General features: G+C 64.6%; 19 protein-coding genes and 1 pseudogene. 5 read left to right on the top strand and 15 right to left on the bottom strand.

Translation table 11 applies throughout. The features are described 5' to 3' along the window. Window positions 1-56: 56 nt before the first annotated feature. The 3 genes from GV818_RS32350 to hpaB all read right to left on the bottom strand — a co-directional run bounded on the left by GV818_RS32350 (window position 57) and on the right by hpaB (window position 3,572). Window positions 57-434, bottom strand: coding sequence for a methyltransferase (locus GV818_RS32350; protein ID WP_178125229.1), 378 nt, complete (start codon window positions 432-434; stop codon window positions 57-59). Window positions 435-820: 386 nt separating this feature from the next. Further along, window positions 821-1,333, bottom strand: a complete 513-nt coding sequence (gene hpaC / locus GV818_RS32345) for a 4-hydroxyphenylacetate 3-monooxygenase, reductase component (protein WP_161778578.1) — start codon at window positions 1,331-1,333, stop codon at window positions 821-823. 676 nt (window positions 1,334-2,009) lie between these two features. After that, window positions 2,010-3,572, bottom strand: a complete 1,563-nt coding sequence (gene hpaB / locus GV818_RS32340; RefSeq protein ID WP_161778577.1) for a 4-hydroxyphenylacetate 3-monooxygenase, oxygenase component — start codon at window positions 3,570-3,572, stop codon at window positions 2,010-2,012. 331 nt (window positions 3,573-3,903) lie between these two features. On the opposite strand from hpaB, the pseudogene GV818_RS35215 reads away from it, so the two are divergent. The 3 genes and pseudogenes from GV818_RS35215 to GV818_RS32330 all read left to right on the top strand — a co-directional run. Continuing rightward, window positions 3,904-4,710: pseudogene (locus tag GV818_RS35215) on the top strand (MCP four helix bundle domain-containing protein); the annotation flags it as partial. Continuing rightward, on the top strand, window positions 4,705-5,568 hold the full coding sequence (locus tag GV818_RS35210; RefSeq protein WP_372242140.1) for a methyl-accepting chemotaxis protein: 864 nt from the start codon (window positions 4,705-4,707) through the stop codon (window positions 5,566-5,568). The pseudogene GV818_RS35215 and the gene GV818_RS35210, both read left to right, overlap by 6 nt. Window positions 5,569-5,649: 81 nt before the next feature. After that, window positions 5,650-6,822: a pyridoxal phosphate-dependent aminotransferase gene (locus GV818_RS32330; RefSeq protein WP_161757131.1), complete on the top strand. Its 1,173-nt coding sequence runs from the start codon at window positions 5,650-5,652 to the stop codon at window positions 6,820-6,822. A 106-nt stretch (window positions 6,823-6,928) separates the two neighbouring features. Here the strand turns inward: GV818_RS32330 and GV818_RS32325 are convergent, their stop codons facing one another. The 12 genes from GV818_RS32325 to GV818_RS32270 all read right to left on the bottom strand — a co-directional run bounded on the left by GV818_RS32325 (window position 6,929) and on the right by GV818_RS32270 (window position 19,660). Further along, a complete protein-coding gene (locus GV818_RS32325; protein ID WP_161778576.1) occupies window positions 6,929-7,912 on the bottom strand; it encodes an NAD(P)-dependent oxidoreductase in 984 nt (327 codons plus the stop codon). 18 nt (window positions 7,913-7,930) lie between these two features. Then, window positions 7,931-9,226 (bottom strand): MFS transporter, encoded by a 1,296-nt coding sequence (locus tag GV818_RS32320; protein ID WP_161757129.1) that lies wholly within the window; start codon window positions 9,224-9,226, stop codon window positions 7,931-7,933. 548 nt (window positions 9,227-9,774) lie between these two features. Continuing rightward, entirely contained in the window at window positions 9,775-10,737 is a 963-nt protein-coding gene (locus GV818_RS32315) for a sugar kinase (protein ID WP_161778583.1), read from the bottom strand. Continuing rightward, window positions 10,737-11,519, bottom strand: coding sequence for a sugar phosphate isomerase/epimerase family protein (locus tag GV818_RS32310; RefSeq protein ID WP_161778575.1), 783 nt, complete (start codon window positions 11,517-11,519; stop codon window positions 10,737-10,739). Before GV818_RS32310 ends, GV818_RS32315 begins: the two co-directional genes overlap by 1 nt. Before the next feature lie 66 nt (window positions 11,520-11,585). Then, window positions 11,586-12,602, bottom strand: a complete 1,017-nt coding sequence (locus GV818_RS32305) for a LacI family DNA-binding transcriptional regulator (protein WP_161757127.1) — start codon at window positions 12,600-12,602, stop codon at window positions 11,586-11,588. Between the two features lie 155 nt (window positions 12,603-12,757). Further along, entirely contained in the window at window positions 12,758-13,687 is a 930-nt protein-coding gene (locus GV818_RS32300) for an alpha/beta hydrolase (RefSeq protein ID WP_161757126.1), read from the bottom strand. Window positions 13,688-13,697: 10 nt separating this feature from the next. Then, complete coding sequence (locus GV818_RS32295; RefSeq protein WP_161757125.1) at window positions 13,698-14,639, bottom strand: choline ABC transporter substrate-binding protein; 942 nt, start codon at window positions 14,637-14,639, stop codon at window positions 13,698-13,700. A 131-nt stretch (window positions 14,640-14,770) separates the two neighbouring features. Further along, window positions 14,771-15,379: a LysE family translocator gene (locus GV818_RS32290; RefSeq protein ID WP_161757124.1), complete on the bottom strand. Its 609-nt coding sequence runs from the start codon at window positions 15,377-15,379 to the stop codon at window positions 14,771-14,773. A 50-nt stretch (window positions 15,380-15,429) separates the two neighbouring features. Beyond that, on the bottom strand, window positions 15,430-16,269 hold the full coding sequence (locus GV818_RS32285; protein WP_161757123.1) for an AraC family transcriptional regulator: 840 nt from the start codon (window positions 16,267-16,269) through the stop codon (window positions 15,430-15,432). Between the two features lie 78 nt (window positions 16,270-16,347). Beyond that, window positions 16,348-16,989, bottom strand: a complete 642-nt coding sequence (locus GV818_RS32280; RefSeq protein ID WP_161757122.1) for a DUF1345 domain-containing protein — start codon at window positions 16,987-16,989, stop codon at window positions 16,348-16,350. A 254-nt stretch (window positions 16,990-17,243) separates the two neighbouring features. Then, window positions 17,244-18,266, bottom strand: a complete 1,023-nt coding sequence (locus GV818_RS32275) for an LLM class oxidoreductase (protein ID WP_161760095.1) — start codon at window positions 18,264-18,266, stop codon at window positions 17,244-17,246. Further along, a complete protein-coding gene (locus tag GV818_RS32270; RefSeq protein WP_161778574.1) occupies window positions 18,263-19,660 on the bottom strand; it encodes an MFS transporter in 1,398 nt (465 codons plus the stop codon). The genes GV818_RS32275 and GV818_RS32270 overlap by 4 nt, the downstream gene beginning before the upstream one ends. A 129-nt stretch (window positions 19,661-19,789) precedes the next feature. On the opposite strand from GV818_RS32270, the gene GV818_RS32265 reads away from it, so the two are divergent. Both GV818_RS32265 and GV818_RS32260 read left to right on the top strand, forming a co-directional pair. Next, window positions 19,790-20,713 (top strand): LysR substrate-binding domain-containing protein, encoded by a 924-nt coding sequence (locus GV818_RS32265; RefSeq protein ID WP_161778573.1) that lies wholly within the window; start codon window positions 19,790-19,792, stop codon window positions 20,711-20,713. Window positions 20,714-21,100: 387 nt separating this feature from the next. Then, a partial coding sequence (locus GV818_RS32260) for a T6SS effector phospholipase Tle3 domain-containing protein (RefSeq protein WP_161778572.1) occupies window positions 21,101-21,296 on the top strand: 196 nt, incomplete at its 3' end.

Genomic DNA, 21,296 nt, shown 5'->3' with positions numbered 1-21,296 from the left:
GCCTCCATGGCCGGGGCCTGAGCCGCAGCAGGAGCGGGGCAGCCCTGGGGAGCGAATCAGGCCAGTACCAGGATCTTGCCGATGGCTGGCAGATCGATCAGCTCTTCGAGTCGCCAGGCGGATTGGGCGAACAGGTCCTGCCATTGCGCCAGGGTTCGTTCCTTGCCGGGTGTCCCCAGGAAAATCTGCATGTCGAATGCCGCGCTTGCCAGGTCGTCCTTGTGGGCAGGCACTACGATTTCCAGCAATGCGACCCGCGCACTGCTGTCCCCGGCGGCGCGGGCTAGATTGTCCAGGACCCGGATGCAGTTCTCATCATCCAGGCTATGCAGGATCGCGCTGAGCAGGTAGAGGTCATCCCGGTCCCGGGCGGGTGGCACTGCCTGCAGCAGGTCTCCAGCCTGAAAGGACAGGCGCTCGGCGTGTGTCGACAACGGGTTGTCAATCCAGTACGCGGTAGGCCCGCGCTGAACAGATGCCCGTTGAAAGACGCTAGCCGGGCGAAGAAGTCCGCGTCCATGGGCTGTTCCATCTGCAGCTCGAACACTTCCTTAAGTAGCATCGGCATCATGGTGAGGCTGACAAAGGCCAGGCGCAGGATGTCCGAGTCCAGGCTGCAGTCCAGGTGGCCAGCGGACTGCAACTGCTCGACCTTGCGTGCTCCGAGCAGCCGACCGCGCTCCAGCAGCTTCCAGGGCAGGTTTCGTCAATCAAGCTGGCGCTTCTGATTGAAGTGCATGGGCGCCTTCAAAGGACGGGTGGGAGCCGGCTTGCCGGCTCCAAGTCGATTGCCGGCAAGCCTGTTGCGCTGGTAGCCGCCTCAGGCAGCCGGGCAAGGGTGCTGCAGGCGATGAAAGCAGCGGCTGAAATACACCAGCGAATCGCCTTGTTCCAGCACGCTGATCTCGTCCAGTTCCACCAGCATCACCGAGTGGGTGCCGATTTCCTGGACCTCGGTGATGCGTCCCTGGAGGCTGGCCAGGGCGCCTTCCAGCACTGGCAGGGCTTGCAGCCCGTCGCGCCAGGGATGCAGGCCGAAGCGCTGGTCCATGGCCACCCCGGTCATGCCGGCAAAGTGCCGGGCGACTTCTTCGTGTTCGCCGCTGAGGACATTCACGCACAGGCGGCCGTTGCCCTTGAACACCGGGTTCAGGGCGCTGTTGCGATTGACGCAGACCATCAGGGTCGGCGGGCTGTCGGTGATCGAGCAGACCGCAGTGGCGGTGATGCCGCAGCGGCCGGCGGGGCCGTTGCTGCTGATGACGTTGACCGCGGCGGTCATGTGCGCCATGGCGTTGCGAAAGGCGAGTTGCTTGGGATCGAGTTCGGGCATGACGAATTCCTCATGGACGCAGGGCATTGTGCAGCAGGAGCCGGCTTGCCGGCGAAGAGGGCCTTGGGCCTTGTGCCGCTCTGGCGGACGCCTTCGCTGGCAAGCCAGCTCCTACGATCACAGGTGGACATTGACCTTTTCCTGTAGGAGCCGGCTTGCCGGCGAAGAGGGCCTTGAGCCTTGGGCCGCTCTGGCGGGTGCCTTCGCTGGCAAGCCAGCTCCTACGACGACAGGTGGACATTGACCTTTTCTTGTAGGAGCCGGCTTGCCGGCGAAGAGGGCCTTGAGCCTTGTGCCGCTCTGGCGGGCGCCTTCGCTGGCAAGCCAGCTCCTACGACGACAGGTGGACATCGGCCTTTTCCTGTAGGAGCCAGCTTGCCGGCGAAGAGGGCCTTGAGCCTTGTGCTGCTCTGGTGGGCGCCTTCGCTGGCAAGCCAGCTCCTACGACGACAGGTGGACATCGGCCTTTTCCTGTAGGAGCCGGCTTGCCGGCGAAGAGGGCCTTGAGCCTTGTGCTGCTCTGGCGGGCGCCTTCGCTGGCAAGCCAGCTCCTACGACGACAGGTGGATATCGGCCTTTTCCTGTAGGAGCCGGCTTGCCGGCGAAGAGGGCCTTGAGCCTTGTGCCGCTCTGGCGGGCGCCTTCGCTGGCAAGCCAGCTCCTACAACGCCAGTGGTTACTGGCGGATGCGGTCGAGCATGTTGATGTCGTCGGGGTTGGTCAGGTGCGGCACGGTCCAGCCATCGAGGTCATAGTCGCCGAGGCACTTGTCCACCAGGTCGGTCATGGCCTTCATCGAGCCGCTGGCCTGGGCGTGGCGCAGGCACTGCATGCGGATTTCGTCCTGGCTGCCGGCGTAGTTGATCTCGTACAACTCGTGGCGCCCGCCGAACTCGGTGCCGATCGCGTCCCACAGCAGCTTGAGGATCTTGATCCGCTCCTCGTGGCCCATGCCGCCCGAGCCTCGGCAGTAGGTGCCCAGGTACTGGTTGAGGATCGGGTCCTTGAGGTCGCGGGAGCCGGACGGCAGGTAGATCAGGCCGCTGGCCACCACTTGCTCGATGATCTTCTTGATGTCGGTGTAGGCCTGCGGCGCCAGTACCCGATAGGCCTGCAGCGCCTGGGTGCTGGGCAGGTAGACGCCGTTCATCCACTCACTGGCGTTGCCGTGCATGGCGTCGGTCAGGGACCAGAACAGGTTGCGCCAGGCCACCACTTCGCCGACCTGGGCCTGGACCCCGCGAAACTCCAGGGACCCGGTGCATTGCAGGGCCTTGACCAGCAACCCGGTGATGAAATCCAGCTTCACCGCCAGGCGGGTGCAGCCCTGCATCGGGAACAGTCGGCCGAAACCACCCTGGGGGAACCACTGGCGGCAGCGCTCGAAGTCGCGGTAGATCAGCACGTTTTCCCAGGGGATGAACACCTTGTCCATGATCAGGATCGCGTCGTTCTCGTCGAAGCGGCTGGACAGCGGGTAGTCGAAAGGCGAACCGGTCATGCCGGCCTGCAGCTCGTAGGAGGGGCGACAAATCAGCTTCATGCCCCGGGTGTTCATCGGCGCGATGAACATCAGGGCGAAATCGGTGTTGTCCCCGAGCAATTGCGCCGAGCCCTGGCCGACGAAGTTGTAGTGGGTCAGCGCCGAGTTGGTGGCCACCACCTTGGCGCCACTGACAATGATCCCGCCCTCGACTTCTTCATCCACCGAGATGAACACGTCCTTGACCTGATCCACCGGCTTGTCGCGGTCGATGGGCGGGTTGACGATGGCGTGGTTGAGGTAGAGGCAGGCTTCCTGGATGCGCTTGTACCAGGTGCGGGCGTTGTCCGAGAACTTGCCGTAGAACTCCGGATTGGCCCCCAGCACGCTGCCGAAGGCGGCCTTGTAGTCGGGGCTGCGGCCCATCCAGCCATAGGTCAGGCGCGACCAGTCGGCAATCGCGTCGCGCTGCTGGCGCAATTCATCGGGGCTTCGGGCCGAGCGGAAGAACTTGTGGGTGTAGCCACCGTTGCCGGTATCGGTGTCCCAGCACAGTTGTTCCTTGGTGGCCGGGTCGTGCAGGGCGTCGTACAGGCGGGCCATGGAGGCCGCCGAGTTACGGAAGGCCGGGTGTGTGGTGACGTCTTTGACGCGGTCACCGTAAATGTAGATTTCACGATCATCGCGCAGGCTGGCCAGGTATTCGGCACCGGTCAGCGGGCGGTTGGTTGCGGCACGAAAGTCTTCGGGTTTCATATCCAGTCTCGGCGTTGTTTTTATTGACTGGGCCCATGATGGGCAGGCGCGAGTGTGGAAAAAATGGCTTTTCCGGCGAATGACTTGCACTTTCCACAGGCCTTGGCGGTGGGCCGGTCCAGGATTTCGGTGTTGGCGATTTGTAGCTTTATCGATTCACTTCGCACGCTGTTGTATCAGTTCTGAAACACCGGTCACATTCGGAAATATTTTTGCGAATCAGCCATATAAAAGCGCAAGTTCGGCCGATATCTCTAACAGTCCCGCGGACTTTGATTGCCGCGGAGCCTCACGTCGACGCAGTTGCTGATGCGCCTGACGGATCAACGGCATGGATGCTCGTTCCCCGTTCTCCTTCGAGAGTCGCCCTATGTCCCTGCGTAACCTGAATATCGCCCCTCGCGCTTTCCTCGGTTTTGCCTTTATCGCCTTGCTGGTCATCGTGCTGGGTATGTTTGCGGTCAACCGCATGTCGATCATCCGTGAGGCCTCCGTGGAGATGGAAAGCAACCAGCTGCCCAGCGTCGGCTTTCTCGGCAACCTCACCGAAAACGTACTGCGCCTGCGGATTCTGTCGTTTCGGGTGCTGGTGAACCGCGACCCGGCCGGCCTTGCGGAGGCCCAGACGCGCATCGGCGCACTGGTGGACAAGGCCAAGCAGGCCCAGGCCAGTTATGCGGCGTTACCGGCAGGGCCGGAAGAAGCGGCGCTGTACCAGCATTTTGCCGCGACCCTGGACAGCTACCTGCAAGCGCAGAAGGAGATGCTTGACCTGTCACGCCAGGACAAGCTGGACGAATTGCGCAACCTGATCAACACCCGGATCAAGGACGGCACCGACCAGATGGGCGAGCAGTTGAACCAGCTGATCGCGATCAATGCCGCCGATGCCAGGAGCGCCTCCAAGGCCGCTGGCGAACACTACAACAGTGCTATTAGCGGAATCGTCGGCGTAGCGGTGGTGGCGTCGTTGCTGACCATCGTCCTCGCGCTATTGCTGACCCGCAGCATCGTGACCCCCTTGAACAAGGCGCTGAACGTTGCACAGGTGATTGCCGGGGGCGACCTGCGCCAGGCCATCGAGGTCGACGGCAAGGACGAACCGGCGCGCCTGCTGCAGGCCCTGGCCGAGATGCAGGCCAGCCTGCGCCGGACCATCGAGCAGATCGCCGGCTCGGCGACCCAGCTGGCCTCGGCCTCGGAAGAACTCAGCGCAGTGACCGAAGAAGCTTCCCGGGGTGTCCAGCAGCAGAACAACGAGATCGAACAGGCCGCCACGGCGGTCAATCAAATGACCGCCGCCGTCGAAGAAGTTGCGCGCAATGCGGTGTCCACCTCCGAAGCGTCCCAGCAATCGACCCTGGCTGCCCGCGAGGGCCGCGACCGCGTGGTGCAGACCGTCGACGCGATCCAGACCATGACCCACGACGTGCAAAGCACGTCGGTGCTGATCGAAGGCCTGGCGACCCAGGGCCGGGACATCGGCAAGGTACTGGACGTTATCCGCGCCATTGCTGAACAGACCAACCTGCTGGCCCTTAACGCCGCCATCGAAGCGGCCCGTGCCGGCGAGGCCGGGCGCGGTTTCGCGGTGGTGGCCGATGAAGTGCGGGCCCTGGCCCATCGCACGGCCCAGTCGACCCAGGAAATCGAGAAGATGGTGGCCGGTATTCAGAACGGTACCGGCGAGGCGGTCGAGTCGATGCAGCAGAGCAACCAGCGCACCCAGAGCACCCTGGAACTGGCCCGCGCCGCCGGCGTGGCCCTGGAGCAGATCGACGAATCGATCAACCAGATCAACGAACGCAACCTGGTGATCGCCAGCGCCTCGGAAGAGCAGGCCCAGGTCTCCCGCGAGGTGGACCGCAACCTGGTGAACATCCGCGATCTGGCCACCCAGTCGGCAGCTGGGGCCAATCAGACCAGTGCGGCCAGCCATGAGCTGTCACGCCTGGCGGTGGACCTGAATGCGATGGTGGCGCGTTTTGTAATTTAACCGCGCAAACCACCGGGGCGCTCGACGAGTTCCGGTGCAGCACCTAGGGTTTTGGCTGAGGCATCTTTCAAGGAGCATGCGATGCGCTACTCAGCCCTGACCCAACGGATTGTCGGAGAAGGCTCCGCAGCCTGGAACATTCACTACCGGGCCCTGGCCTTGCGCGAGCAAGGGCGGGATGTGCTGCTGCTGACCATCGGCGACCCGGACTTCGACACCCCGAAGCCCGTGGTCCGGGCGGCCATCGACAGTCTGCTGGCCGGCGATACCCATTATTCGGAAGTGCGCGGCAACCTGACGCTGCGCAGCTGCATCGCCCAGTGCCACCACCAGCGCACGGGCCAGGTGGTGGACGCCGAGCATGTGGTGGTCTTGCCAGGGGCGCAATGCGCGGTGTTTTCGGTAGCCCAGTGCCTGCTCGATCCGGGGGACGAGGTGCTGGTGCCGGAGCCGATGTACGTCACCTATGAAGGCGTGTTCGGTGCCTGCGGGGCCAAGGTGGTGCCGGTACCGGTGCGGGCCGAGCGGGGTTTCAGGGTCGACCCCGATGACGTTGCGGCGCGGATTACCGGACGCACCCGGGCGATGTTGCTCAACAGCCCCAATAACCCTTCAGGTGCCAGCCTGTCGCTCGATGACTGGCAGGCCCTGGCGCGGCAGTGCCTTGAGCATGACCTGTGGCTGATTTCCGATGAGGTCTACTGCGACCTGCTGTATGAGGGCGAGCACCTGAGCCCCGCCAGCCTGCCGCGGATGGGCGGACGTACCGCAACCATCAACAGCCTGTCCAAGTCCCATGCCATGAGCGGCTGGCGGGTCGGCTGGGTGATTGCCCCGCCGGTGCTGGCCGAGCACCTGAGCAACCTGGCCCTGTGCATGCTGTATGGCTTGCCGGACTTCGTGCAGAACGCCGCGGTGGTGGCGCTGTCCAGCGACTTGCCGGAACTGGTGCAGATGCGTGAAGAATATCGTCGGCGCCGGGACCTGGTGTGTTCGATGCTGGGGCAATGTCCCGGGCTGCTGCCGGTGGTCCCCGATGGCGGCATGTTTGTCATGGTCGACGTGCGTCAGACCGGCCTGGGAGCCCAGGCCTACGCCGAACGACTGTTGGAGGGCTACGGCGTCTCTGTGCTGGCCGGTGAGGCTTTTGGTCCCAGCGTCGCGGGGCATATCCGCATTGCCCTGGTGCTGGACTGCAACCATCTGGCCGACGCCTGTCGGCGTATTGCCCGCTGCACCGCTGAACTTCTGTAGCCGCTGGCGCAGGCGCTGCCGCAGGCTCGGCAATGGCTGCAGCGCCAGTGCCGAGCCGGGAGCGATGGCGGCTGCGATCGACCCGCAGGGGGCGGCGGCAACCGGGTTATTGGCGCTGCGTCCAGGCTGCCGGGTTCACCAGGTTCGGCGGGCGCTGCCCCGCCAGGGCCGCCAGCAGGTTATCGACGGCGCAGCGGGCCATGGCTTCGCGGGTTTCGTGGGTGGCCGAGCCGATGTGCGGAGTGGCCACCACATTCGGCAATTGCAGCAACGGTGAATGCTGGTCCAGCGGCTCGCGCTCGAACACATCCAGCCCGGCCGCGCGAATTTGCTGCGCCTGCAAGGCTTCGATCAGCGCTGCCTCATCCACCACCTTGCCCCGGGAAATGTTGATGAAGATGCTTTGCGCGCGCATCAGGGCAAACTCTCGGCGCCCGATCAGCCCCTCGGTCTGCGCGGTCAGCGGCAGTGTCAGGCAGATGAAGTCCGCCTCCTGCAGCAACTGCTCCAGGCTGCAATAGCGGGCATTGAAACGTTGTTCCACCGCCGGCTTCGGCCGGTTGCTGTGATAGATCAGCGGCATGCCGAAGCCGAAATGCCCGCGCTGGGCCAGGGCCTCGCCAATGCGCCCCATGCCGATGATGCCCAGGGTCTTGCCGTGCACGTCGCTGCCGAAATGCGCCGGGCCGATGTTGCGGTGCCATTGCCCGGCGCGCACCAGATTGGCCAGCTCCACCACCCGCCGGGCTGTGGCCAGGATCAGCGCGAAACCGGTGTCGGCGGTGGTTTCAGTGAGCACGTCCGGGGTGTTGCTGAGCAGGATCCGGCGTTGGCTCAGGTAGTCGATGTCGTAGTTGTCGACCCCCACCGAGACACTGGCCACAGCTTCGAGCCGGGGCGCCAGGTTGAGCAGTTCGGCGTCCAGGCGCAGGCTCGCCCCGAGCAGGCCGTGGGCGCCGGGCAAGGCCTGGCGCAAGGCGTTCAGGCCGGCGGGGCCGAGGTCTTCGATCAAGGTGACCTCCAGCTGTTCCTGCAAGCGGGCCATCAGCGACGGCGAGAGTTTCTTGTACAGCACCAAGTGTTTTTTCATGACGGTCTCTGTGGCAATTCAGCAATGAACCAGGCGGCGACGCACCGGCAAGGATTTGGCCCGTGGCTCGCTGGCGCCGGGTTTGAGTAACAGGGTCAGCAGTACCGAGAGCAGCAGGGCACCGCTCATCAGCAGGTAGGAGGCTCCCGGCGAGCCGGTGCTGCTGTTCAGGTAACCCACCAGGTAGGAGCCGCCGAACGAGCCCAGGGCCCCCATGCTGTTGATCAGGGCCATGGCGCCACCGGCGACGTTGGCCGGGAGGATCTCCGGGACGATGGCGAAGAACGGCCCATAGGGCGCATACATGCAGGCCCCGGCAACCACCAGCAGGCTGTAGGACCACCAGAAGTGCTCGGCCCCCAGCAGGTAGGAGCCGTAGAAGGCGATGGCCGCCACCAGCAGCGGCGGCCAGACGAAGCGCTTGCGCTGCTGGATCCGGTCCGAGCCCCAGGACACCCCGAGCATGGCGAACACCGCCGCCAGGTAGGGCAGGGCCGAGAGCCAGCCGGCTTCGACCATGTCCATTTGCGCGCCGTGCTTGAGGATCGACGGCAGCCACAGGACAAACCCGTAGACCCCGATGCTCCAGCAGAAGAACTGCAGGGCCAGGAGGATCACCTTGGGTGAGCGGAAGGCCTCGGCGTAGTTCTTCACCGCCTTGATGCCCACCTGTTCGGCGGCCAGGGCGTGTTCCAGGTCGCGCTTTTCCTGGTCACTGAGCCAGTTTGCGGCGCTCGGCCGGTCATCGGCCAGGCGCCACCAGATAAAGGCCCAGAGCACCGCCGGCAGGCCTTCGATGATGAACATCCAGCGCCAGCTGAAGTGCTCCACCAGATAGCCCGAGACCACTGACATCCAGAGCATGGTCACCGGGTTGCCAAGGATCAGGAAGGTGTTGGCCCGGGAGCGTTCGGCGCGGGTGAACCAGTGGCACAGGTACACCAGCATGGCCGGCATCACCGCCGCTTCCACCACCCCGAGCATGAAGCGGATGGCGATCAGCATGTAGGCGTTGGAGACAATGCCGGTCAGGGTGGCCAGCCCGCCCCAGAGAATCAGGCTGACGAAGATCAGCTTCTTCACGCTGCGTTTTTGCGCGTAGATCGCCCCCGGCACTTGAAAGAAGAAGTAGCCGAGGAAGAACAGCGCGCCCAGCAGCGACGAGAGCCCGGGGGTGATCTGCAGGTCGTTGGCCATCCCCGAGGCGGCGGCAAATCCATAGTTGGCGCGGTCCAGGTAGGCCAGGCTGTAGGTGATGAAGACAATCGGCATGATGTACCACCAGCGGCGGGCGGCGAGTTTGAGCGTGTTCATGAAAGTTCTCCTGAGCTTGTTGTTTTTGTCGCAACAGGTGGTTCTTGGTTTTCGTTTTCCGTAGGAGCCGGCTTGCCGGCGAACAGGCCTTTAGCCTTGCATCGCCCTGGCGGACGCCTTCGCTGGCAAGCCAGCTCCTACGGTTGTGCGCAATGCTGTTGTGTAGGAGCCGGCTTGCCGGCGAAGAGGGCCTTTAGCCTTGCATCGCCTTGGCGGGCGCCTTCGCTGGCAAGCCAGCTCCTACGGTTGTGCGCAATGCTGTTGTGTAGGAGCCGGCTTGCCGGCGAAGAGGGCCTTTAGCCTTGCATCGCCTTGGCGGACGCCTTCGCTGGCAAGCCAGCTCCTACGGTTGTGCGCAATGCTGTTGTGTAGGAGCCGGCTTGCCGGCGAAGAGGCCTTTAGCCTTGCATCGCCCTGGCGGGCGCCTTCGCTGGCAAGCCAGCTCCTACGGTTGTGCGCAATGCTGTTGTGTAGGAGCCGGCTTGCCGGCGAAGAGGGCCTTTAGCCTTGCATCGCCCTGGCGGGCGCTTTCGCTGGCAAGCCAGCTCCTACAGGGCGCTGGCGGTTTTCAGGGTGGGCGTGTGCTCCGGTAGTTCGTGGCGCAAGGGCAGGCCTTCCATGTCGCCGCGGTTCTGCACCGCGCGGCTGCCGACCCAGTTGGCGCGCTGTACGGCCTCGACCACGCTGCAGCTTTCCAGCAGGGCACTGATCAGGCCCACGGCGAAGGCGTCGCCGGCCCCCACGGTGTCCACCACCTGGGCCACCGGCACGCCGTCGACGAAACCTTCATCCAGTTGGGTTCGGTAGTAGGCACCATGGGCGCCGAGCTTGATCACCACGGCCTCGGCTCCCTGGTCGAGGTAGAACGCGGCAATGTCCGCCGGATCGTCTTGACCGGTCAGCAGGCGACCTTCGCCAAGCCCCGGCAGCACCCAGTGGGCCAGGGCGGCCAGGCGGTTGATCTCGCGGATCATCAGCGCCTCGCTGGCCCACAGGCCGGGGCGCAGATTGGGGTCGAACGACACGCTACGCCCAGCGGCACGCTGGCTCTGCATCAGGTAGCCGGACAGCTCCCGGGCCGAATCCGACAGCGCCGGGGGAATACCGGTGGCATGCAGATGGCGAGCCTGGAGCAGGGCGGGGGCCACATCGCTGACGGCCAGATGGCTGGCCGCCGAGCCGCGGCGGAAGTACTCGACCCGAGGATCGTCGCCGGTGTCTTCCCGGGACTTGAGCTGGAAACCGGTGGGATGGATCGGGTCGCAGCGTACGAAGCGGCAGTCCAGGCCCTCGGCTCGCAAGGTGTCGAGGACAAAACGCCCCAGGGAGTCGTTGCCGACCCGGCTCAGCCAGGCCACTTTGAAACCCAGGCGCGACAGGCCGATGGCGACATTGCTGTCGGCCCCGGCGATGCGCTTGTGAAAGCGCTCGACCTGGGCCAGGTCGCCGCTGTGCTCGGCGACGAACATCGCCATGGTTTCGCCGAAGCAGAGGATATCGGTCTCGGGCATCAGCATGCTTGAGTCTCCCGGCGAGATTGGCCAAGGCGGGCCAGCAGGGCGACCTGCTCGGCCGTCACCTGCACCAGGTCAGCGCCTTGCAGCGGGTATTCCACGGCCCGGGTCAGGCCTGGAGTCATGTGCTGCAGCAGTTGTTCCCACTGATGCAGCTCCGGGGCGCCGGGCGGTATGGCCACCAGCTTGCCGTCGACCCGCTGGCGTACGGCCTTGCAATGCACGTAGTCGACATGCCGGCCCAGCAGGCGCGCGGCATTCACCGCGGACTGCTCCTGCCACTGCCAGTTGCCGATATCGAAGGTCATGCGCAGCGGCAGGTTGAGGGCTTCCACAGCGCTGAAGAAACGCTGGAACGGCTCGATGCGCCCGCCGTGGGCGGTCTGGTCGTTTTCCACCAGCAGGCTCACCGGCTGGCGCAACAGCAGGCTGGCCAGGCTGCGCAAGTCGTGATGCGCGGTGAAGTGGCCGAGGGACACCTTGAGGCGTTTGGCACCGAATTCCCGGGCCCGTTGCAAGGTGGCGGACAGCGCGGGATGGGGTTCGCGGTGCTGTGCCTGCCACAACTCCAAGGGCGAGGAAAATACGCTTTCCAGGCCATGCTGCTGCGCGCTGCGGGCCAGTTCGGCGGGGTTTTCGTCGCTCAGCAACTCCTCGCGCCATTCGATCCAGGAGGCTCCGGCCGCCGCTACCAAGGGAATGAAATGCGCCTGGCCGTGCTGGCGTACCAGGTCCGCGCCGTAGCTGGAAAGGCTGATGGAAACGGGTGATTGATGCATGCTTCAGACCTCTGAAACCGGTTTCATTTTTATTCGGAAAAAAACTGGGGTGTTGGCTGTCGCGGCTTAGCGCCGGGTGGAGCCCCGCACGATCAACTGCGCGGGGAAATCCACCACCCGGGCTGGCCCGGTATCGCCCCGCAGGCGCTTGAGCAGGCACTCGAAGGCGCTGCTGCCGATGGCGTCGGTGGGTTGGGCCAGGGCCGTGATGCCGCTGCCCACCAAGGGGTACCAGTCGAGGTCGTCGAGGGCGATCAGGCCGATGCCGTCGAACAGCGGGCAATGGAGTTCACGTAGCGCCCGGGTGGCTGCCAGGGTCGCCACGCCGTTGGCGCAGAACAGGGCCTTGGGGCCAGGCCCGGGGGCTTCGAGAAAGGTGTGCAGGGTCCTGGCCAGGGTGTCGCCGGTTTCCAGCGACTGGCCACGCAAGGCCGGACGCCGGGCGATCTCGGCGTCAAAGGCGGCACTGCGTTCGAGTCGCGAGCTGGTGCCGTCATGGGGTTCGCTGACCAGCAGCAGGTCGCGGTAACCCTGTTGCTCCAGGTGCTCGACAGCGCTGCGTACCGCCGCCGGGTTGTCCAGCCCCACCAGGTCGGCGTGCAGTTGGGCAAGCTTGCGGTCCACCAGCACCATGGGCATTTCCTGCTGCAACGCCAGCAACTGCTCCAGGTGATGGCCCAGGGTGTTCACGATCAGGCCTTCGATGTTGTAGGCCCGCAGATTGGCCAGGTGCTGGGCCTCCTGCTGGTCGTCGCGGTCGGTGTTGCACACCACCAGGCTATAGCCGTGCTGGCGGCAAGCGGTTTCCACGCCGTGCATCACGGCAATCGAGTAGGGGTTGCGGATATCGGCCACCAGCATGCCGATCAGGCGCGTGCGCCCGCGTTTCAGGCCGCGGGCCATCTGGTTCGGGCGGTAGCCCAGTGCGCTGATCGCCTGCTCGATGCGCAGGGCAATCGCATCGGAAAGCAGGGCCCGATCTTCGCCGATAAAACGCGACACGCTGGCTTTGGAAACCCCGGCGTGACGGGCGACATCGAGCATGGTGACGCGGCTGCGCTGGGCGGCAGAGAAATGATTCACGGGCGACGACCTTATTCTTGGAATTATCGGTTTCAGTCATTCTGAGGGCAGCGCTGAAACCGGTTTCAGGAAACCGCAAAAACCATTCTGCCGTCAAGGGTGCAATCGCGATAAATCGTCTTCGGGCACTCAGTTGGCTGACCAACGGTAAGCGCTCAGGGAAGGGCCAGAGACTGCCGAAGGCCGTGCAGCAGGAGGTCATAAAGCGCATCGACTTCCGCTGCCAGGCCTCTGGCCCGCAGGCAGCCGTGCACCAGGCCGAGGCCCGGGTACAGCTGGCTGGGAACCCCCGCGGCCAGCAGCCGCTGGTGATAGCTGGCGCCGTCGTCGCGCAGGGGGTCGAACTGCGCCACGGCGATCAAGGCTGCCGGCAGGCCGCTGAAATCCTCCGACAGCAGTGGCCGCGCGTAGGCCGAGCGCTGCTCGGGGCCCGGCAGGTACAGGGCCTGGAAAGCGTCCAGGTCGCGGCTGCTGAGCAGCGGTGCATCGGCGCACTGGCTGCGGGACGGCAGGTTGGCGCCGCCCAGACTGGGATAGATCAGCACCTGGGCGGCGGGCAAGGGCTCACCGGCATCCCGCAGGGCCAGGCACAAGGCGGCCGCCAGATTGCCGCCGGCACTGTCGCCCATCAGTGCCCGGCGCCGGGTGTCCAGCGGCACCGGCGCCAACCCCTGCTCCAGGGCACGCCAGACCTTGAGGCAGTCGTCGAACGCGGCTGGGAATGGCTGCTCCGGCGCTAGCCGATAGTCCACCGCGATCACCAGCAACTGCAGCTCACTGGCCAAATGGGCACAGATGAAATCGTGGGAGTCCAGGTTGCCCAGCACCCAGCCGCCGCCGTGCAGGTACAACAGCCAGGGCCAGCCGGATTCAGGGGCGGGCCGATCGGGGCGATAGAAGCGCAGCGGCACCTGGGTCAATCGCAGGTCGTCCACGGCGAGGCCGGCCGGGCGCGCCGGGGTGAAGTCCCGGCACATGCGGTCATAGCTGGCGCGCAGGCCCTGGAAGCTGCTGTCGGTGCTGGTGTAGCTCAGGGTCCGTTCGACGAAGGCGGCCAGTTCCGGGGAGAGCGGATAGTCGCTCATGCGCTTGCTCCTAGAGTCCGGCCTTGACCGCGGCCAGGCCATCCTTGCCGTCGAAGGTGCTGACCCCGGCCAGCCAGCGCTGCAGGTCTTCGGGGTGTTCGCGCAGCCATTGCCGGGCCACATCCTGCGGTGCCTTGCGCAGCATGATCGGCACCATCAACTGGCTTTCCTGGGCTGCGCTGAAGGTCAGGTTCTGCAACAGGCGCTGCACATTCGGGCAACGCTCGGCGTAGTCCGGCGCCGTGACCGTGGACACCGTGGCCGCACCCTCGTTGGGCCCGTACACGTCTTCACTGCCGGTCAGGTAAGTGATGTGCAGGTTGATGTTCATCGGGTGCGGGGTCCAGCCGACGAACACTACGAACTCCTTGCGATTGATCGCTCGCTGCACTGCCGCGAGCATCCCGGCTTCGCCGGACTCGATCAGCTTGAAGCCCTTGAGGCCGAAATGGTCGGTGTCGATCATGCCCTTGATGGTGCTGTTGGCTCCGCTGCCGGGTTCGATGCCGTAGATCTTGGCGCCCAGTTGCTCCTTGAAGCGTGCGATATCGGCGAAGGTTTTCAGGCCGGCCTGGGCCACGTAGTCGGGCACCGCCAGGGTCGCCTGGGCGTCCGCCAGGCTGGGTTGGGCCAGAACCTTGAGCTGTCCGGCCTCGAGGAAGGGCGCGATGTTGTTGTCCATCGCCGGCTTCCAGTAGCCGAGGAAAATGTCCAGGCGCTTATCGCGGATCCCGGCAAAGATGATCTGCTGCACGGCGCTGGTCTGCTTGCTGGTGTAGCCCAGGTCGCTGAGCAGTACATCGGCCATGGCGCTGGTGGCGATCACATCGGTCCAGTTGACCACGCCCATACGCACGTTCTTGCAGGAAGCGGGCTCAGCGGCCCAGGTGGCGGAACTCAGGAGTGCCGCAGCGCAGAGGAGCAGCAAACAACGCTTGAACGGTGCTTTCATCAGAGGATCTCGTCCGGCAGGTGGTTTTTATTCAGCGCGGCGTCTTGTTGCGCCGTGTCCGCCACCTTACGTGGCCCCTGAGGTGCGGGAAACGCTCTGTGGCGACCTGCTTTTGCACGGTGACGACGGCCTCAGGCCCATAGGCTTGACCAGGTGGACACCAGCAACAACAAGGCCATGCCGCGGTTGAAGCGCTGCATGGCCTGAGGCGAGCGCAACCAGCGGGCCGAACCTGCGCCCAGTAGCGCCCAAGTGCCGAGACAGGGCAGGGCGACCAGGAAAAACACCAGGGACAGGTACAGCACCTGGGCCTGGCGGTCTGCCTCGGTCCCGGTGAACACGCTGACCACCGCCAGGGCCATCATCCAGGTTTTCGGGTTCACCAGTTGCAGGGCCGCCGCGCCCAGCAGCCCCAGGCGGCGCTCATCGGCATTGGCATCGAGTGGAGTGGCTGGCGCCCGCCAGATCTGCCAGGCCAGGTAACTCAGCCACAGCAGGCCGGCCCACTGCATGGCTCGCTGGACCCGCGGCAGTTGTCCCAGCCAATCGCCGAAGCCGCTGCCCACCAGTAAGACGATGCCCGCTGCCGCGACGCAGGCGCCGAAGATGATCGGCCACGCTGCACGCAGGCCATAGCGAGCGCTATTGCTCAGTACCAGGATATTGGTTGGCCCCGGGGTGATGGCGGCGATAAAGGCGAACAGCACGAAGGGCAACAGGCTCGAGAGGGAAGGGGGCATGGCGGGCAACTCCAGTGAAGATCCAGGAGGTGATCTTCACGCCCTGGACTTCAGGCGTCTGGAAGCTTTGTGCAGCGCTTGCGATACCCCTCCGGGCTCAAGCCGTAGGCGCGCATGAACCAGCGCCCCAGATGGCTCTGATCGGCAAAGCCCAGGGCGCTGGCCACCTCCGCCGGGGCCGCGCCACCGGCCAGCAAACGCCGCGCCCGGCTCAGGCGCAGTTGCACCAGGTAGGCATGGGGCGGCAAGCCGAAAGCGGCCTTGAAGGCTCGGCTCAAGCGAAAGCGGTCGACCCCGCAGGCGACGCTCAGGGCTTCCAGGCTCAGGTCCTGATACAGGTGGGCATGCAGGTAATCCCGGGCCCGCTGCGCAACCAATGGCAGGCGCGGGTCCTGGCCGTAGCGCTGGCGCCAGTGCAGATGCCCGGTCAACTGCTCGAGCAATTGATCGAGGGCGCTCTGGCGGACAATGCGCAGTTCGCGGTGATGCAGGCTGTGAAAGGCCGCGCTGGTGGCCTGGGCCAAACGTGGGTCGCTGGCCAGGGTGCTGCCGAAACCCAGCTGGGTATTGGCCGGCGCCTCGGCGAACAGCGCCCCCAGTTCGCGTTCCAGCCACTGCGGATCGAGGTACAGCATGCGGTAGGTGAAACCGCCTTCAGTGGGGGCTTCACCGTCGTGGATTTCCCCCGGCTCCAGCAGGAACACCTTGCCCGGGGTGCTCTGGTGGCGTGCCCGGCGGCAGTTGAACTGTTGCACCCCTTGCTCGGTGACACCGACCAGGTAGCTGTCATGCCAGTGTGGATCGTAGGCGTGGCCGGTGAAATGGGCGCGCAGGGTCTCGATGCCGGTGTCGGCATCCTGGGCCAGATCGATCCAGTTGTGCGCGGTCATGGGGTACCTGAGGGTCGAGGTTCAACCCTGGCAGTTAGCGTCGGTGCCAGGGCCCAGGTCTAGAAGTTTCGTGCAGTTTCAGCTGAACAGCCCGGCGGCGATATTGATCGAGAAACCGAGGATCGCGGTGTTGAACAGAAAGCCGATCAGCGACTGCGCGAGCACGATCCTGCGCATTTCACGGGTGGCCACGCCGACGTCGGAAGTCTGCACCGCGACGCCGATGGTGAAGGAGAAATACAGGAAGTCCCAATAGTCCGGAGTGGACAGTTGCTCGGCAAAGCGCAGCGCCGGTTCCTTGCCGTCCCAGGTGTAGTAGAGGCGGGCGTAATGCACGCTGAAGATCACCCCCACCAGCAGCCATGAGCCGATCACCGTAAGCCCGGTGAAGGCGTAGTGCAGCAGGCGTTGAGTGCTGCCCAGGTCCTTGCTGCCTACCAGCTCCAGGGTGATGGCCACCAGGCTGGCGATGGCCGCCACACAGACGATCAACAGCACCAGGCCGGCGTTTTCGTCCTCGGCTTCGGCGATGCGCTTCACCTCGTCGGCGCGGGCCCGCACGGTCAGCCAGAACATCAGCGCCAGGTAGCTCCAGACCGCGGCGTTCCAGCCGATGAGGACCTTGCCGGTGAGGGTCTGGGCGGGGGCGAGGAGGGCGACGGCGCAGCCGATCAGTACGCCGATGGTCAAGCGGGGGTGGGTACGGATCACTACGGACATGGTGGTTTGCAACTCCAGGGCGTGGGGGATGGAACCTTAGCATGGGAGGGTGTGGGGATTTTACCGGGGCGTGGGTGGAGTACATGTCCGCTCTGTTTTTCAGGCTGTGCATGGCCAGAAAAACGCCTGCGCGTCTTTAATCCAGCCAGCGGCGCCCCACCATAAGCGCCGTCGGAGGTTCTCTGCTGATCAGACAGTTCCAGCCAGCAACAGCGTGCGAGGAACCCTTGTCAGCGGCGTCAGGCCGGTTCTCCTCACCATCGCAGTTGCAGAGAAGGCCCTCCATGGGTAGGAAAATGCCCCAGCACCTCTGCCGCCAGTTCCGCGATGACTTCCGCCACGGGCCGCTGGGAGAACTGGATGCCCAGGGCCGCATGGTTGACGCCAGCCTCTCGCCATTGTTCCAGCAGGTCGATCAGGCCCTTGCGCCCGGTGCGTAGCACGTAGCCACCTTGCACTGGTGTGGGGGGATGGTCGGGGTCATCCACCAGGTCGAGCCACTCATTGGTCATGTGAGGACGAAAGCCTGCGTCGGGGATCAGTTGGCGCCAGGCCCGGAGCTTTTCTGCCAGGCGTCGCGGGCCTTCGCGGGTGTGGGTCGGGCCGGGATAGGTCAGCCAGCCGTCCGCCTGTTCACCGATCCAGTTCAGGGACTGGCCGCTGGCACCGGTCACCATCAGCGGAATCGCCCCTGACACGGGCTTGGGTAGCAGGTCGGCGTCGACAATGCGCCCCAGGGGCGATTGGATAGCGGGGGTCTTGCTCTGTATCAGTTGGCGAAAGTACTTCACGGCCTGGGCGAAGCGCTCCCCCCGTTCGCCGATTTCCAGGCCGTAGGCCGGAAACTCCATAGGCCGGTCGCCAGAGGCGATACCCAGGATCAGCCGCCCACCCGAGAGCTGGTCCAGGCTGGTGGCTGCCTTGGCCAGGTCGATCGGATGACGCAGGGAGAAAATCGTGCTGCCGGTGGCCAGGGCAATGTGCTGGGTCTGGGCCGCGAGAAATGCCAGGTAAGTGAAAGGCTCGAACACCTGGCCGGCATCGCCAAACTCGGGGTCGAACAGTGGGATGTCCCGCACCCAGACCGCTGCAAATCCAAGGCGCTCGATCTCCTTTATGTGCTCCGCCTGACCGGTTAGAACGGCCATGTCTCCCTCATAGAAACGCAGCGGCAGAAATAGGCCCAGGGTCAGTTCGCCGGGAGCGAACATGCGCCGGTAGCCCGGGTGGCTGGCGAAGGCCGGCGCCGAGGCGCCACGCAGATCAAAGGCGCTCATCCTGCCATCTCCAGTGCGCTGGTCTTGCCCGGCAGGATCAACGCCGCGCACAGTGCGCCGAGCGCTACCAAGCAGGCGGAAACCAGAATCGCCGCGCTGAAACCCTGTACTGCACTGCCACCACCGGCCAGCACGGCGATGCTCACTGCAACCCCCAACGCCAGACCGACCGCGGAGCCGACTTCCTGGGTGGTGGTGAGCATGCCTCCGGCCAAACCATGGTCGGCAGCGGCGACCTGCTCGATGCCGGCGACGGTCCAGGCCGGAAACGCAATGCCGTAGCCGATCCCCGCCAGCAGCGTGCCGGGCAGCAGCGAGGAGGCCCAGGATGCATCCACCTGCAGCGATACTCCCAGCAGCGACAGCCCGCTAATGAACAGCAGCATGCCGCCGAGAATCACTGGTTTGGTGCCCAGCCTGGCGATCAGCGCGGGGCCGGCCCAGGCACTGCACAGGGTGAAGGCGATTGCCATCGGCAGCAGTCCCAAGCCTGCCTGGGTGGCGCTGAAATCGAGGATTTCCTGCATATACAAGGCCGCCACGACAAAGGTCGGCCCCAGGGCGGTATTGGCCAGCAGTGAGACCAGATTGGCGCCGCCGGTCATGGGGTGCGAAAAAACCGCAATCGGCATCAAGGGGGCCGCGACCTGCTTTTCCACCCAGACGAATGCTGCAAGCAGGACCATGGCCATGGCGATCAAGCCGTAGGTCGTGGGCGAGGCGAGGCCGACGTGCTCACTGTTGGCAAAGGCGAAGACCAGGGTCGCGGCACCGGCGGCCACCAGCATCGCGCCGCCGATATCCAAGCGTGGGGTTTCGGTGGTGGTATCCCGTTGGCCGACCGGCAGGTGGGTAGCGAGGGCAATCACCAGCATGCCGACCGGCACGTTGATCCACAGTACCCAGCGCCAACCCAGCAGGTCGGTGATCAGGCCGCCGAGAATCAGACCGCCGACAAAACCACTGGCGGCCACCGCCGTCCAGGCGCCGAGGGCCCGGTTACGCTGGGCCTGATCGGGAAACAGCGCCAGCAGCAGGGAAAACGCCGCCGGTGAAAAAAGCGCTGCGCCAAATCCCTGCATGGCACGGGTGCTGATCAGCATCGCCGGGCTTTGCGAGAAACCGCCGAGTAAGGAGCCGAGGGTAAAGATCGCCAGGCCGAGCAGAAAGACCCGGCGACGTCCGAACAGATCGGCGGCGCGGCCACCCAGCAACAGAAAACCGGCAATGGCTACACCGTAGGCGTTGATCACCCACTGCAAGGCGCCGGGAGTGAAGCCCAGGCTCTGCTGAATCTGCGGTAAGGGGATCATGGTGATGGAGAAGTCGAGCAAGGCCACGAACTGGGTCGTGCAGAGCAATATGAGGCAGAGCCGCCAGCGGGGGGAGGTCATACGGATATCCTGGTCGATGAACAGAGGCTTAATGTATTTAGTGTTGCTAAACTTTTTGTATCATCGCTTCCGACTTATAGAAGACAAAACGATGATTTATCGTTGGTAAATTTAGGAAAACTAAACTCAATGATCCGATCACTTCCACTGTTGGCGCTGCGCACCTTCGTCGAGGTGGGGCAGCGGGGTAGCATCAAGTCCGCCGCGCAAGCGTTGAGCGTTACCTCCGGCGCCGTCAGCCAGCAGATACGCTTGCTGGAGGACCGCATCGGTCTGGCACTGTTCACCCGGCACAGGAGCGGCTTACGCCTGACCGAAGCCGGGGCCAGGGTGCATCCGTTGTTGCTCCAGGCTTTCGAGCAGATGCAGGTGGCGCTGCAGACCCTGGAGGTGATCAAGGCACGACAGACCCTGACGGTGAGTACCGTGGCGACCTTTGCGGCTTCCTGGCTGGTGCCGCGCCTGGGCCGTTTCAATCAGCGCCATCCGGATATCGAGGTGCGGGTGGAAGCCACTTCCGCGGTGGTGGACATGCGTCGGGATCATGTGGATGTGGCCCTGCGCCACGGGCTCGGGGACTATCCCGGTCTGCACGTCATGCCCTTGATGGCCCCGGTTCTGGTGCCGGTGGCCAGCCCTGACTGGTTGGCTAAGGGGATTGAACTGCGGGAGCCCGAGGATTGCCTCTGCTATCCGCTGCTGCACGATAGCGACCGTGCGGATTGGTCGCTGTGGCTCGCGGCCCACGGTGTGGCACAGGACCCCCGTGCCGAACGGGGGACAGCGTTTGAAGACGATTTCCTGTTGATTCGTGCCGCCGAAGCCGGCCAGGGGCTAGCTTTGGTGCCTTTGCAGTATGCCCAGGAGGAAATTGCCGCCGGCCGGCTGGTGCAGGTGCTGGACAAACCCTGGCCGGCGCGCTTCGCCTATTACGTGGTGACACAACCACAGGCCCTGCAGCGCGACACGGTCAGGGCGTTTGTGGAATGGGTCATGGAGGAAGCGCAGGGGGGCGTTGAGAGCGGGCTGTATCCGGTTGGCGAACGGGAGTAACAGCGGTCTTCTCCCGGCAAATGCTTGGTGCGGGATCACTGCGCTTAAGCACGGGAAAACGTTGTAGGCCAGCACGGCCGAAGCAAACCCCGGCAAGGCCCTTTCGCTGGGCACATTTTCTTGCCTCGGGCGGCACCTGTGACAGTGGGCCGCGCTGCGCTCAGAACGCTTTTGAGACAGTTCCTAGATTTATTCCCTGGTGCTTTTGCTATGGTCTGACGCCGGTTTTTTTTGCGCCGCATCAGTAGAAGGTCAGGCCTGGCACCCGTGTCGTCAGGCCAAACCATTCAGCCCTGCTGCGCAAGCCTCGTCCCTGAATGGATTGGACGTGACCCGGCTGGACGACGTGAAAGGTTGTCTTTCAGGTCATCAAGGAGCGAATGCACAATGAATGACGCCGTTCGGATGAGGACCATTTGCACAGGCCAGGCAATCACCATGCCGGGCGGTGGTGACGTGCACCTGATTGCCACGCCGCCCAAGCCCTGCGTGACCATCGTCGTGCATGGGGTCAACGACCTGGCCGGTTGCTACGAGCGCATCGAGCGCGGCTTGTGTCAGGGCCTGAATGAACGCCTGGACA

It is taken from the genome of Pseudomonas sp. Fl4BN1, from assembly GCF_009908285.1.
Taxonomy (GTDB): domain Bacteria; phylum Pseudomonadota; class Gammaproteobacteria; order Pseudomonadales; family Pseudomonadaceae; genus Aquipseudomonas.
The sequence above is the reverse complement of the archived record's forward strand: the minus strand, read 5'-3'. Positions and strand labels throughout refer to the sequence as shown.

Coding starts and splice junctions, on each gene's coding strand:
- hpaC (WP_161778578.1), bottom strand. CDS start 1,333: ATGCCCGAACTCGATCCCAAGCAACTCGCCTTTCGCAACGCCATGGCG.
- hpaB (WP_161778577.1), bottom strand. CDS start 3,572: ATGAAACCCGAAGACTTTCGTGCCGCAACCAACCGCCCGCTGACCGGT.
- GV818_RS35210 (WP_372242140.1), top strand. CDS start 4,705: ATGCAGGCCAGCCTGCGCCGGACCATCGAGCAGATCGCCGGCTCGGCG.
- GV818_RS32330 (WP_161757131.1), top strand. CDS start 5,650: ATGCGCTACTCAGCCCTGACCCAACGGATTGTCGGAGAAGGCTCCGCA.
- GV818_RS32325 (WP_161778576.1), bottom strand. CDS start 7,912: ATGAAAAAACACTTGGTGCTGTACAAGAAACTCTCGCCGTCGCTGATG.
- GV818_RS32320 (WP_161757129.1), bottom strand. CDS start 9,226: ATGAACACGCTCAAACTCGCCGCCCGCCGCTGGTGGTACATCATGCCG.
- GV818_RS32315 (WP_161778583.1), bottom strand. CDS start 10,737: ATGCCCGAGACCGATATCCTCTGCTTCGGCGAAACCATGGCGATGTTC.
- GV818_RS32310 (WP_161778575.1), bottom strand. CDS start 11,519: ATGCATCAATCACCCGTTTCCATCAGCCTTTCCAGCTACGGCGCGGAC.
- GV818_RS32300 (WP_161757126.1), bottom strand. CDS start 13,687: ATGAGCGACTATCCGCTCTCCCCGGAACTGGCCGCCTTCGTCGAACGG.
- GV818_RS32295 (WP_161757125.1), bottom strand. CDS start 14,639: ATGAAAGCACCGTTCAAGCGTTGTTTGCTGCTCCTCTGCGCTGCGGCA.
- GV818_RS32290 (WP_161757124.1), bottom strand. CDS start 15,379: ATGCCCCCTTCCCTCTCGAGCCTGTTGCCCTTCGTGCTGTTCGCCTTT.
- GV818_RS32285 (WP_161757123.1), bottom strand. CDS start 16,269: ATGACCGCGCACAACTGGATCGATCTGGCCCAGGATGCCGACACCGGC.
- GV818_RS32280 (WP_161757122.1), bottom strand. CDS start 16,989: ATGTCCGTAGTGATCCGTACCCACCCCCGCTTGACCATCGGCGTACTG.
- GV818_RS32275 (WP_161760095.1), bottom strand. CDS start 18,266: ATGAGCGCCTTTGATCTGCGTGGCGCCTCGGCGCCGGCCTTCGCCAGC.
- GV818_RS32270 (WP_161778574.1), bottom strand. CDS start 19,660: ATGACCTCCCCCCGCTGGCGGCTCTGCCTCATATTGCTCTGCACGACC.
- GV818_RS32265 (WP_161778573.1), top strand. CDS start 19,790: ATGATCCGATCACTTCCACTGTTGGCGCTGCGCACCTTCGTCGAGGTG.